The sequence below is a fragment of the Paracoccus sp. L-17 genome, assembly GCF_056857655.1.
The window spans coordinates 79,253-90,711 of sequence record NZ_JBSXNM010000038.1; the positions used below are offsets into that span (position 1 = coordinate 79,253).

Sequence of the window (11,459 nt, forward strand, 5' to 3'; positions counted from 1 at the left end):
GCGCGTCATGGAAACCCTGTCCAATCTTGCCGACGGCTTCGCCATCGCGCTGACCTGGCAGAATCTGAGCCTTGCCTTGCTGGGCTGTTTTCTGGGCACCATCATGGGCGCGCTGCCGGGGCTGGGGCCATCGAACGGCGTGGCGATCCTGATCCCGCTGGCCTTCACGCTGGGGCTTGGCGCCACGCCGTCGCTGATCCTGCTGACCTCGGTCTATTACGGGGCGATGTATGGCGGGCGGATTTCGTCGATCCTGCTGAACATACCGGGGGACGAGCCAGCGATGATGACCTGTCTGGACGGGCACCCGATGGCCAGGAAGGGCCTGGCCGGAGAGGCGCTGTCGCTGTCGGGCATCGCCTCTTTCGTCGGATCCTTCATCGCGACCTGGGGCCTGATCGTGCTGGCCCCGCAACTGGTCAAGATCGCGCTGCTTTTCGGACCGGCCGAATATTTCGCGCTGTTCGCGCTGGCCTTCATGACGCTGGGCGGGGTTTCCTCGACCAACCAGGCGAAATCGGCCTTTGCCGCGGCCCTTGGCCTTGGCTTGGCGATGATCGGCGTCGACACGCAGACCGGCGTGCCGCGCTTTACCTTCGGCGAGGTCAATCTTTACGACGGGCTGGATTTCCTGGTCGCGATCGTCGGCCTTTTCGCGCTGTCGGAAGTCTTCATCTTCCTGGAAGAGGGGCACGGCGCCTCGGATGCCGAGGGCCGCAAGCTGAAGATCGGCCGACTGACGCCGCCCTGGTCGATGCTGAAATCCTGCATCCCGACAATGCTGCGGACTTCGGGCCTGGGCTTTGTCGCGGGCGTCCTGCCCGGGGCGGGCGCCTCGCTGGGCTCGTTCATCTCCTATACGATGGAAAAGCGGCTGGTGGACAAGGACAACACCTTCGGCACCGGCGACCCGCGCGGTGTCGCCGCGCCCGAGGCCGGCAACAACGCCGCCGCCGGCGGCGCGCTGGTGCCGATGCTGGCGCTTGGGGTGCCGGGATCGGGGACGACGGCGGTGCTGCTGGCGGTCCTGCTGTCGCTGAACATCACGCCCGGGCCGCTTCTGTTCACCAACAATCCGGATGTGGTCTGGGGACTGATCGCGGCGCTGTTCATCGCCAACTTCATGCTGCTGGCGCTGAACATCCCGATGGTGGGCCTGTTCACCCGCATCCTGCTGGTCCCGCCACGGGTGCTGATGCCGGTCGTGGCGATGGTCAGCTTCGTGGGCATCTACGGCATTTCCGGTTCCTCGTTCGATCTTCTGGTGATGATCGGCTTCGGCGTCATGGGTTGGGTGCTGCGCAAGTTCGACGTGCCGCTGGTGCCCATCATCCTTGGCACACTTCTGGGCAACCAGATGGAAAACAACCTGCGCCGCGCCATCACCATCGACAACGGCAACTGGTTCACCCTGATCGATTCCCCGCTGGCGATCACGCTGTGGGCCATCGCGATAGCCGGATTCCTTCTGCCGCTGATCGTGGGTCGCCGCGTCAAGTCGGGGATGCGCCGGCGTGGCGATGACGAGGGCTCGATCCGGGACTGAGGCCGATCGGTCTTGCGGCGCCGCATGACATGGCGCGGCACGGACAGCCCGTGTCGCGCCCTTTCAACCGGTCAGCAGCCGCTGCGCCTCTGATATCGCATAGCGGTCGGTCATCCCCGAGACGTAGTCCAGCACGATGCGGGCACGGCGGGTTTCATCGGGCGCCGCCTCGGCCGCGCTGTGCCATTGCGGCGGCATCTGGGCGGGGTCCGACAGAAACAGCGGGAACAGCTCGTTCAGGATCGCCGTCACCCGGACCCGTTCATCCACGACCGAGGGCGCGCGATACATGCGCGTGAACAGGAACGACTTGATCGCCTTGATGTTCTGGTAGAGCGGCTTGGAAAAGCGGATGATCGGCCCGTCCATGTCGCGGATTTCCTGCGCCGATTGCGGCTGCAGGCCCGCCAGCCGGTTCTCGGCCACGGCGATGACGTCCTCGACCATGACGCCGAAGACCCGCCGCAGCGCCTCGTGTCGCCGCCGCATCCGGTCGAGGCCGGGATAGAGGCGGTCCACCTCGGCGAAGGCGGGACCGATCACGGGCAATTCGGCCAGTTCCTCCTCGGTGAACAATTCGGCCCGCAGACCGTCATGCAGATCGTGGTGGTTATAGGCCACGTCATCGGCCACGGCCGCCACCTGCGCCTCGGCGCTGGCATTGCTTGAAAGCTCCAGATCCCAGTCGCCGTTCACCTCGGCCAGGGCATAGGGCAGGGGCGGCTCCACCGGCCCGTTATGCTTGGCGATCCCCTCCAGCGCCTCCCATGTCAGGTTCAGCCCGTCGAAATCGGCATAGTGCCGTTCCAGCCGGGTGACGATCCGCAGCGCCTGCGCGTTGTGATCGAAGCCGCCATAGGGCTGCATCAGCGCGGATAACGCATCCTCGCCGGTATGGCCAAAGGGGGGGTGGCCCAGATCGTGGGCCAGCGCCACCGTCTCGGCCAGGTCGGTGTTCAGCCGCAGCGCGCCGGCGATGGTGCGGGCGACCTGCGCCACCTCGATCGTGTGGGTCAGCCGGGTGCGGAAGTAATCGCCGCGATATTCGTCGCCGTCATGTTCGACGAAGACCTGCGTCTTGTGCTTCAGCCGCCGGAAGGCGCTGGAATGGATGATCCGGTCGCGGTCGCGCTGCCAGGGCGAGCGGAAGGTGGACAGGCTTTCCGGATGCAGCCTGCCGCGACTGTCTTCGGGCTGGCAGGCATAGGGGGCGGTGGACAAGGCGCGGTCCTTCCTTGCGAGGGATGCGTGCAGAGCCTATATTCCTGACCCAAGGACGAAAACGGGAACGCCCCATGAACCTGCCTCCGAAAGTGACCGAACGGGCCTTTGCCCACCTTGCCGAGATCAATGCGGGCGGCGACGTCCGTCCGCTGCGCGTCGCGGTGGCCGGGGGCGGCTGTTCCGGGTTTCAATACGAGATCCGGCTGGATCAGGCCGAAGCCGACGATCTGGTGCTGGAAGGCGCCGGCCAGCGGGTCGTCGTCGATCCGGTCTCGCTGCCCTATCTGGCGGGGGCGGTGATCGATTTCGCGGATGAGCTGATCGGCGCCCGGTTCACCATCGACAATCCGAACGCCACCTCAAGTTGCGGCTGTGGCACGTCCTTTTCGATGTGATCAGCCGCAGAGACGTTTGCGGATCACGAAGCTGCGCTCGATATAGCGCAGCTTGGGCGGCGCCTCCAGACCGTTGGGTCGCGGAATGCCGTAACGGCGTTCCCGCATGACCGGATCCAGCCCGCGTTCCGGCGGGTATTCGGCGTCCTCGCTGGTCCACGACACGATCTGGCATTCCGCGCGCGGGTCCGCATCGACGATCTTCATGGTGCCGTTCTCCTCGATGAGCGTGACGATATAGACGCGGCGCCGATTCAGGCCGAGAATGCTGAAATCCAGAACCTGCCGCATCTCGGTCCGGCCTGTCTCCGGGCCGAAGAGGGCATCTTTTCCCTGCCAGTCGAGGCCATAGGCGAAACGCAGCCGCCACTGGCCGGGCGGCACCAGAAGACGAAAGAAATCCCCGCCACGGATATAGCCCGCCATGACCGCCCGGCCGCTGCCAGGTTCGGTCACATGGACCAGGTAATCCTTGCCGGGCAGGGTCTTGACCTGCAGCGGAAAGGTCGCGGGCAACCCGCTGCGGTTCCACATCAGTCCGGTCTGCGGACGTTCCTGTGCGGCCGCCGCAAGCGGCAGAAGGCACAGCGCAAGGACCAGAAGGCGCCACATGGTTCCGATCCTAGCGCGGAAGGGGCGCGGCGTCACGCCGCGCGGGCATCACTCGACCGTGACGGATTTCGCCAGATTGCGCGGCTGATCCACATCCGTGCCTTTCGCCACCGCCGTGTGATAGGCCAGATATTGCATCGGGATCGCATAGAGGATCGGCTGGAACGCCCCGCCACCCGAGGGCAGGCGCAGCGTGGCGTGCACACCCTCGCCCCCCGCCGCGATCCCGGCCTGGTCCGAGACCAGCAGAATCTGCCCGTGCCGGGCCATCACCTCCTGCATGTTCGAGACGGTCTTGTCGAACAGCGCATCATGGGGGGCCAGAACGATTACCGGCAGATCGCGGTCGATCAGCGCGATAGGGCCGTGCTTCAATTCCCCCGAGGCATAGCCTTCGGCGTGAATGTAGCTGAGTTCCTTCAGCTTCAGCGCACCTTCCAGCGCCACCGGATACAGCGCCCCGCGCCCCAGATACAGCACGTCCTGCGCCTGACCCAGCCATTCCGACAGCGCCCGGCAATCATCGGACAGGTTCTGCGCCTGCTGCAACAGGCCCGGCACGGCGCGCAGATCGGCCAGATGGCCCGCAAGCTGCACATCGTCGATCCGGCCGCGATCACGGGCCGCCTTCAGCGCCAGGATCGCCAGCACCGTCAACTGGCAGGTGAACGCCTTGGAGGACGCCACGCTGACCTCGATCCCCGCCAGCGTCGGCAGCGCCACGTCGCTGTCGCGCGCAATGGCCGAGGTGCCCACATTCACCAGACCGACGGTTCGGGCCACCCGGTCCTTGGCATAATGCAGGGCAGCCAGCGTGTCCGCCGTCTCGCCCGACTGGCTGATGGCGATGAACCAGCTCTTGTCCGACAGCGGCGGCTCGCGATAGCGGAATTCCGAGGCCACGTCGATATCGCAGGGCAGGCCCGCCAGCCGCTCGAACCAGTATTTCGCGACATGGCCCGCCAGATGCGCGGTGCCGCAACCGACCAGCGCGATGCGGTCCACGCCCGTGAAATCCAGCCCCTCGGGAAGCACGATCCGGTTGTCCTTGACGTAATGGTTCAGCACGTCGCCGATCACCACCGGCTGCTGAGCGATTTCCTTGGCCATGAAATGCCGGTAGCCGCCCTTGTCGATCGCCGTCGCGCCGACGTCGATCCGGCTTTCGCCGCGGCCGACCGGACGCCCCCCGGCCTCATAGACCTGCACGCCCGCGCGGGTCAGGACGGCGTGGTCGCCATCCTCCAGATAGGTGATGCGGTCGGTAAAGGGCGACAGGGCCACCGCATCCGAACCCAGAAACATCTCGCCCGTGCCATGGCCGATGGCCAGCGGGCTGCCCCGGCGTGCCGCGATCATCAGATCGCCCTCGCCCTCGAACAGGAAGGCCAGCGCGAAGGCGCCGTGCAGGCGGGACAGGGTGGCGCGCGCGGCCTCCAGCGGTGACAGGCCCCGATCCAGATGATGGCCGGTCAGCAGGGCCACCGTCTCGGTATCGGTTTGGCTTTCGGGCCTGAGGCCGTTCGTGGCCAGTTCCTCGCGCAGGTCGCGGAAATTTTCGATGATGCCGTTATGAACCACGGCCACGCGGCCATGCCGATGGGGATGGGCATTCGTCTCGGTGGCGGCGCCATGGGTGGCCCAGCGGGTATGCCCGATCCCGGCATGGCCGCGAAGCGGATCAAGAACCAGCCGGTCCGACAAATTCACCAGCTTGCCCACCGCGCGGCGGCGATCCAGCCTGCCCGCATCGTCGACCGTCGCGACGCCGGCGCTGTCGTAACCGCGATATTCCAGTCGGCGCAACGCATCGACCAGTTGCGGTGAAACTTCATGTTTTCCAAGTATGCCAATGATTCCACACATTATTTATTGCCTTTTGCCAAGCGCAAAGCCGCCATGAGCCGGGTCGCGAGGCCGGGCTTGTTGACCTGCCGCGCGCGCGCCAGAGCCAGCGCCCCGTCCGGCACGTCCTGCGTGATCACCGAGCCCGATCCGGTCAGCGCATCCGCGCCGACCCGCACCGGCGCGACCAGCATCGTGTCCGATCCGATGAAGGCGCGCGGCCCGATCCGGGTCCGGTGCTTGCCGACGCCATCATAGTTGCAGGTGACGGTGCCCGCGCCGATATTCGCGCGCTCGCCCACATGCGCATCGCCCAGATAGGTCAGGTGACCGACCTTCACGCCCTCGTCCAGAACCGAATTCTTGATCTCGACGAAGTTGCCGACATGCACGTCGCCGCCCAGTTCCGCGCCTGGACGCAGGCGGGCGAAGGGGCCGACCGTCGCGCCTGAGGAGATGTGGCAGCCTTCCAGATGGCAGAAGGGCAGGATTTCGGCGCCGGATTCGATGGTGACGCCGGGCCCGAAGACGACATTCTGGCCGATCACCGCGTCACGGCCGATGCAGGTGTCCAGCGCGAACCAGACGCTGCCCGGATCGAACAGGGTCACGCCGCCCGCCAGCGCCTCGGCCCGGGCTCGGGCCTGGAACGCGGTTTCGGCGGCGGCCAGCTCGGCGCGCGTGTTGATGCCCAATGTCTGCGCCTCATCGCAGGTGACGACATCCGTGCGCCGGCCCTCGGCCCGGGCCAGGGCCACCAGGTCGGTGAGATAATATTCCCCCGCCGCGTTGTTGTCAGACAGCCGCACGATCAGCTGCCGCAACAGGCCCGCATCCAGCGCCATCACGCCGGAATTGCACAGGGCAATCTGCCGCGTAGCGTCGTCCGCGTCCTTGTATTCGACGATCCTGTCCAGACCCGTGCTGCCGACGACCAGTCGTCCATAACGGCCCGGATCCTCGGCCTCGAATCCCAGCACGACGACATCGGCGGGGTGGCCTGCCAACGCGGCCAGCGTATCCTGCCCGATGAAGGGCGTGTCGCCGTAGAGAACGACCACCTTGCCCTCGAATCCCTCCAGTTCGGGCAGGGCCTGCCGCACGGCGTGGCCGGTGCCAAGCTGACGGTCCTGGCGCACCAGCCGCGCCTCGGGGTCAAGCTGGCCAACCGCCTGTTCCACGGCCTGCGCGCCGTGGCCGGCGACCACGATGACCTGTTCGGGGTCCAGCCCGCGGGCCGCGGTCAGTGCATGAGCGATCAGCGGCACCCCGGCCAGCCGATGCAGCACCTTGGGCAGGTCCGACTGCATTCGGCTGCCCTGTCCCGCCGCCAGAACCACCACCGATACGGGAATATCCGTCATGCCTGCCCCTTCGCCGGTTCATTTTCCTTGTCCGGCGTTCTAGACGTGGCGGGGCGCGCTGGAAAGTCCCCCGGGGGCACGCGGCGTTCACCTTTGTTTACGGATCGTTACGAGAGGGCAGGATGGGCGGAACGGTGGTCTTCGATCTGGACGGCACGCTGGCCGATACCTCGGGCGATCTGATCGCCTCGGCCAATGCCTGTTTCAACGCGCGTGGCCTGGGCGATCTGCTGGACCCGGTGGCTGACGCGCTGATCGCCTTTCACGGCGGTCGTGCGATGCTGCGTGCCGGATACGGTCGGATCGGTGCCGACACCCTGCTGCCGCCCTCCGCCGAGGACGAGGATTATCCCCGCCTGCTGGATCATTACGGCCAGAACATCGCCGTGCATACGCGGCTTTACCCCGGCGTCGGCGCGGCGCTGGAGCGGCTGGCGGGCGACGGATTCAGCCTGTCGGTCTGCACCAACAAGCCCGAAGGCCTGGCCGAAATCCTGCTGCGCGAGATGGGCATCCGCGACCTGTTCGCGAGCCTGGTCGGGGCGGATACGATGCCGGTCCGCAAGCCCGATCCGCGCCCCTATCGTGCCGCGGTCGAGGCGGCGGGCGGGTCGGTCAGCGCATCCTTTCTGGTCGGAGATACCGAAACGGATCGCAGGACGGCCTCGGCCGCCGGGGTCCGGGTGGCGCTGGTGGCCTTCGGCCCGGAAGGCGAGGCGATCGGCCGCCTCGCGCCCGAGGCGCTGCTGGCCCATTTCGACGACCTGCCCGATCTTGCCCGCGAGTGGCTGGCCTGAGGCGCCGTCGCCGCATCCATGCCGGAAAACACCGTGGCGGGGAACATTCGCGACCTGATCCGGTTAAAGCCTGGATACGTCAAGGAGCTTGTCATGTTCAAATTCGCCGGGGGCGTCGTCCTTCTCATCTTTCTGATCGGACTTGCCGTGGTCATCGGTATCCTGAAGCTGTTGTTCTGATGGGAAGCGCCGCCCCTTCCGGGCGGCGTTAACGGAATCTTAACCGGAATCAGTTCATAACGGTCCTCGGCCGGAACCGAGGCACGAAGGCCAGACCAAGGCGCGCGTCCCGCCATCCTTCCGCTGCCATCAGGGGGATGGCGGGGCGACGTCCGCCTATTCGGCCTCGTCGGCGGGCTTGGCGTTCAATTGGCCGAAATTCTGCGCGCCAATGGTGTCGTGCAGTTCGATCTGGGTTTCCAGATAGTCGATATGGCCTTCCTCGTCGGCGATCAGTTCCTCGAACAGGACCTTGCTGACGTAATCGCCGACCTTCTCGCAATGATCACGGGCCTCGATATACAGGGTCCGCGCGTCATGTTCGGCGGCGAGGTCGCTTTCCATCGTTTCCTTCAGGTTCTGCCCGATCCGCAGCGGATCCAGCTTTTGCAGGTTCGGATGGCCTTCGAGAAAGATGATCCGCTGGACCAGCCGGTCGGCATGATGCATTTCCTCGATCGATTCGGCCCGCGACTTGTCCGCGATCCGTCCATAACCCCAATCTTCTTGCAGCCGGTAATGCAGCCAATACTGGCTGACGGCCGTCAGTTCAGACCGGAGTGCGGCGTTGAGATACTCGATGACCTTGGCGTCGCCCTTCATGACCGGAATCCTCCTTCTTGTCCGTGTTCACCCGCAGGATCGGCGGGGCGACGCCCAGACTATCGCAGCGGCGCATGGTGTCCAGAAACAGCTTCATGCAGCCGCCGCAATCGGGGCGCTGGCCCAGTGCGTGATAGACCTTGCCCGGGGTGATGATCGTTTGCGGATCGGCGGCACGCATCCAGTCGATGGCGGCGCGAATCTGATGATCGGTGATCTGGGTGCAATGGCAGACGATCATGGAAAACTCCTGGATGAGCGAAACCTAGTGAATTTGTCGGGCATGTAAAGCCCGCCTTTTTCGCCCGCTCATCACGGCATGGCGAGCGGCCTGCGCGCGATGCTTGACCCGCGGCCCCGTCAGGCGCAGAAGCCCGGCCATGAAACTGTCCGATTTCGATTTCGAACTGCCCGAGGGGCTGATCGCTACGCGGCCGGCCCGCCCGCGCAGCGCGGCGCGACTGTTGCTGGCCGAGGACGGGATCATCGCGGATCGTGTTGTCAGCGATCTGCCCGCGATCCTGCGACCCGGCGACCTGCTGGTGCTGAACGACACCAGGGTCATCCCCGCGCGCCTGACCGGCAGCCGCGAACGCGATTCGGCGCAGGGGGCCGTCAGCGCCAGGATCGAGATCACGCTGCTGGAACCGGCCGCCGATGGCTGGCGCGCGCTGGCCAAACCGCTGCGCAAGTTGCGCGAGGGCGAGGTGATCCGTTTCGGACCACAGCTTTCGGCCGAGGTCGCGGCGATCGGGCAGGGCGAATTGCGGTTGCGGTTCGATGCCACGGGCGAGGCATTCGACGCTGCGCTGGCGCAGGTCGGCGCGATGCCGCTGCCGCCCTATATCGCCAGCCTGCGCGCACCCGACAGCCAGGACCGGCAGGATTACCAGACGGTCTGGGCCGCGCGGCGGGGTGCCGTCGCCGCGCCCACGGCCAGCCTGCATTTCGATGAGGCGCTGCTGGCCGCCCTGGACGCCCGCGGCGTGGAATTCGTCCACGTCACGTTGCATGTCGGCGCGGGCACCTTTCTGCCCGTCAAGGTCGAGGACGTGACGACGCACCGGATGCACGCCGAATGGGGCGAGGTCACGCCGGACGCGGCGGCGGCAATCAACCGCGCCAGGTCCGGGGGCCGGCGCGTCATCGCCGTCGGCACCACGGCGCTGCGACTGATCGAAACGGCCGCCGCCGGAGACGGCCGGATCGCCCCGTTCGAGGGCATGACCGACATCTTCATCTATCCCGGTTATCACTTCCAGGTGACAGATGGGCTGATGACCAATTTTCACCTGCCCAAATCGACCCTGCTGATGCTGGTTTCCGCCCTGATGGGGCCCGAAAAGATCAAGCAAATCTATACACATGCGGTATCGCAGCGGTATCGTTTCTTCAGCTACGGCGATGCGTCGCTCCTGATTCCCTGACGTCGCTTTCCGGCTGGCATCGCCGGGCACGCGGGATTAGGGCGGGCGATCTGATGAAACGGGTCTTCCGGACCCCTGGCGACACCCTGACGAAACGAGACGAGACATGACTTCGGTGATGCGCAGCACCTGGCCCCTGCTTCTGGGGATGCTTCTTCTGATGATCGGCAACGGGATGCAGGGCACGCTTCTGGGGATCCGTGGCGGCATCGAGGGGATTCCCACCTTCCAGATGTCCGTTGTCATGTCCGGCTATTTCGGCGGCTTCCTGCTGGGCAGCCTGGTCGTGCCCGGCGTGATCAAGAATGTCGGCCATGTCCGTGTCTTCGCGGCCCTCGGATCGCTGATCTCGGCAGCGGTGGTGCTGTATTCGATCCAGCCGGACTGGATCGTCTGGACGCTTCTGCGGGTCATGGTGGGGTTCTGCTTCTGCGGGGTTTATATCACCGCCGAAAGCTGGCTGAACGCAAGTTCGACCAACGAGAACCGGGGACAGGCGCTGGCGGCCTACATGATCACCCAGCTTCTGGGGATCGTGATCGCGCAGGGGCTGCTGAATATCGGCGATCCGGCGGGATACCTGCTGTTCATCATCCCGTCTGTCCTGGTTTCGCTGGCCTTCACGCCGATCCTGCTGACTGCCCGGCCCGCCCCCAACTTCGAGACGATCAAGCGCATGTCCTTTGCCCGGCTCTACGATGCCTCGCCGTTGGGCTGCGTGGGCGTGTTCCTGATGGGCGGGGTCTTCTCGGCGCTTGCGGGGATGTCGTCGGTCTGGGGCGCATCGATCGGGCTGTCGGTCGCACAGATATCGCTGTTCGTGGCGGCGATCTATTCGGGCGGGCTGGTGCTGCAATATCCGCTTGGCTGGGTGTCGGACCGCTGGGACCGGCGCCGGCTGGTGCTGATCCTGTCGGCCGTGGGCGCGCTGACGACGCTGGTCGTGGTGGTGGTGCAGCCCGGTACGCTGGGGCTGGTGGTCGCGGGGGCGATCATGGGCGGCGTGGCGAACCCGATCTACGCGGTTCTGCTGGCCTATACCAACGACTATCTCGATCAGTCGGACATGGCCGCGGCATCGGCGGGGCTGCTGTTCATCTATGGCGTCGGATCCTTTGGCGGCCCGCTGATCACCGGCTGGATGATGGCGCAGATGGGACCGTCGGGGTTCTGGGCCTATATGGGCGTGCTGATGCTGGCGCTGGCGATCTATGCGGGGTGGCGGATGACCCGGCGCCGGGCGCTGACCCCGGACGAACAGGGCAACTACGCCGTCATCACCCCCGGCAACACGCAGCTTGTGGTGGGGGCGGCCCTGGACGATGCGCAATCCTCCGGCCAGGCCGACGCGCAGGACGCGCCGCCCCCCGCCGCCTGAGATCGGGGCCGATGCTTGCCGCTGCCGGGGGATTGGTTTAACGCTGAAC

General features: G+C 66.0%; 12 protein-coding genes. 6 read left to right on the forward strand and 6 right to left on the reverse strand.

All coding sequences use genetic code 11. The features are described 5' to 3' along the window. Positions 1-7 precede the first annotated feature (7 nt). Positions 8-1,546: a tripartite tricarboxylate transporter permease gene (locus AC13CR_RS09780; RefSeq protein ID WP_292953598.1), complete on the forward strand. Its 1,539-nt coding sequence runs from the start codon at positions 8-10 to the stop codon at positions 1,544-1,546. Between the two features lie 63 nt (positions 1,547-1,609). On the opposite strand, the gene AC13CR_RS09785 is transcribed toward AC13CR_RS09780, so the two are convergent. Further along, complete coding sequence (locus AC13CR_RS09785; protein WP_292953601.1) at positions 1,610-2,767, reverse strand: deoxyguanosinetriphosphate triphosphohydrolase; 1,158 nt, start codon at positions 2,765-2,767, stop codon at positions 1,610-1,612. A 74-nt stretch (positions 2,768-2,841) separates the two neighbouring features. Here AC13CR_RS09785 and AC13CR_RS09790 point away from each other — a divergent pair, with 74 nt between their 5' ends. After that, positions 2,842-3,165, forward strand: a complete 324-nt coding sequence (locus AC13CR_RS09790) for a HesB/IscA family protein (RefSeq protein WP_292953604.1) — start codon at positions 2,842-2,844, stop codon at positions 3,163-3,165. Here the strand turns inward: AC13CR_RS09790 and AC13CR_RS09795 are convergent, their stop codons facing one another. The 3 genes from AC13CR_RS09795 to glmU are packed head-to-tail and all read right to left on the reverse strand — an operon-like array spanning position 3,166 to position 6,986. Next, a complete protein-coding gene (locus tag AC13CR_RS09795; RefSeq protein ID WP_292978959.1) occupies positions 3,166-3,777 on the reverse strand; it encodes a hypothetical protein in 612 nt (203 codons plus the stop codon). A gap of 48 nt (positions 3,778-3,825) precedes the next feature. After that, a complete protein-coding gene (glmS, locus tag AC13CR_RS09800; RefSeq protein WP_482900460.1) occupies positions 3,826-5,643 on the reverse strand; it encodes a glutamine--fructose-6-phosphate transaminase (isomerizing) in 1,818 nt (605 codons plus the stop codon). Beyond that, on the reverse strand, positions 5,643-6,986 hold the full coding sequence (gene glmU, locus AC13CR_RS09805) for a bifunctional UDP-N-acetylglucosamine diphosphorylase/glucosamine-1-phosphate N-acetyltransferase GlmU (protein ID WP_292953613.1): 1,344 nt from the start codon (positions 6,984-6,986) through the stop codon (positions 5,643-5,645). The genes glmS and glmU overlap by 1 nt, the downstream gene beginning before the upstream one ends. Positions 6,987-7,108: 122 nt before the next feature. On the opposite strand from glmU, the gene AC13CR_RS09810 reads away from it, so the two are divergent. Then, on the forward strand, positions 7,109-7,783 hold the full coding sequence (locus tag AC13CR_RS09810) for an HAD-IA family hydrolase (protein WP_292953616.1): 675 nt from the start codon (positions 7,109-7,111) through the stop codon (positions 7,781-7,783). An 18-nt stretch (positions 7,784-7,801) separates the two neighbouring features. Beyond that, entirely contained in the window at positions 7,802-7,963 is a 162-nt protein-coding gene (locus tag AC13CR_RS09815; RefSeq protein WP_446232462.1) for a small membrane protein YohP, read from the forward strand. 156 nt (positions 7,964-8,119) lie between these two features. Here the strand turns inward: AC13CR_RS09815 and bfr are convergent, their stop codons facing one another. Then, a complete protein-coding gene (bfr, locus tag AC13CR_RS09820; RefSeq protein ID WP_292953622.1) occupies positions 8,120-8,605 on the reverse strand; it encodes a bacterioferritin in 486 nt (161 codons plus the stop codon). Next, entirely contained in the window at positions 8,553-8,846 is a 294-nt protein-coding gene (locus AC13CR_RS09825) for a (2Fe-2S)-binding protein (RefSeq protein ID WP_292953625.1), read from the reverse strand. The genes bfr and AC13CR_RS09825 overlap by 53 nt, the downstream gene beginning before the upstream one ends. A gap of 139 nt (positions 8,847-8,985) precedes the next feature. On the opposite strand from AC13CR_RS09825, the gene queA reads away from it, so the two are divergent. Together queA and AC13CR_RS09835 are read left to right on the forward strand one after the other, a co-directional pair. Then, positions 8,986-10,032, forward strand: a complete 1,047-nt coding sequence (queA, locus tag AC13CR_RS09830; RefSeq protein ID WP_446236567.1) for a tRNA preQ1(34) S-adenosylmethionine ribosyltransferase-isomerase QueA — start codon at positions 8,986-8,988, stop codon at positions 10,030-10,032. A 106-nt stretch (positions 10,033-10,138) separates the two neighbouring features. Beyond that, positions 10,139-11,410 (forward strand): MFS transporter, encoded by a 1,272-nt coding sequence (locus AC13CR_RS09835; RefSeq protein ID WP_292953630.1) that lies wholly within the window; start codon positions 10,139-10,141, stop codon positions 11,408-11,410. Positions 11,411-11,459 lie beyond the last annotated feature (49 nt).

What these genes read in the sequence shown, in the direction of transcription:
- AC13CR_RS09795 (WP_292978959.1), bottom strand. Translation starts at nt 3,777, where the DNA reads ATGTGGCGCCTTCTGGTCCTTGCGCTGTGCCTTCTGCCGCTTGCGGCG.
- AC13CR_RS09835 (WP_292953630.1), top strand. Translation starts at nt 10,139, where the DNA reads ATGACTTCGGTGATGCGCAGCACCTGGCCCCTGCTTCTGGGGATGCTT.
- AC13CR_RS09780 (WP_292953598.1), top strand. Translation starts at nt 8, where the DNA reads ATGGAAACCCTGTCCAATCTTGCCGACGGCTTCGCCATCGCGCTGACC.
- AC13CR_RS09825 (WP_292953625.1), bottom strand. Translation starts at nt 8,846, where the DNA reads ATGATCGTCTGCCATTGCACCCAGATCACCGATCATCAGATTCGCGCC.
- AC13CR_RS09810 (WP_292953616.1), top strand. Translation starts at nt 7,109, where the DNA reads ATGGGCGGAACGGTGGTCTTCGATCTGGACGGCACGCTGGCCGATACC.
- AC13CR_RS09790 (WP_292953604.1), top strand. Translation starts at nt 2,842, where the DNA reads ATGAACCTGCCTCCGAAAGTGACCGAACGGGCCTTTGCCCACCTTGCC.
- glmU (WP_292953613.1), bottom strand. Translation starts at nt 6,986, where the DNA reads ATGACGGATATTCCCGTATCGGTGGTGGTTCTGGCGGCGGGACAGGGC.
- bfr (WP_292953622.1), bottom strand. Translation starts at nt 8,605, where the DNA reads ATGAAGGGCGACGCCAAGGTCATCGAGTATCTCAACGCCGCACTCCGG.
- AC13CR_RS09815 (WP_446232462.1), top strand. Translation starts at nt 7,802, where the DNA reads ATGCCGGAAAACACCGTGGCGGGGAACATTCGCGACCTGATCCGGTTA.
- queA (WP_446236567.1), top strand. Translation starts at nt 8,986, where the DNA reads ATGAAACTGTCCGATTTCGATTTCGAACTGCCCGAGGGGCTGATCGCT.
- glmS (WP_482900460.1), bottom strand. Translation starts at nt 5,643, where the DNA reads ATGTGTGGAATCATTGGCATACTTGGAAAACATGAAGTTTCACCGCAA.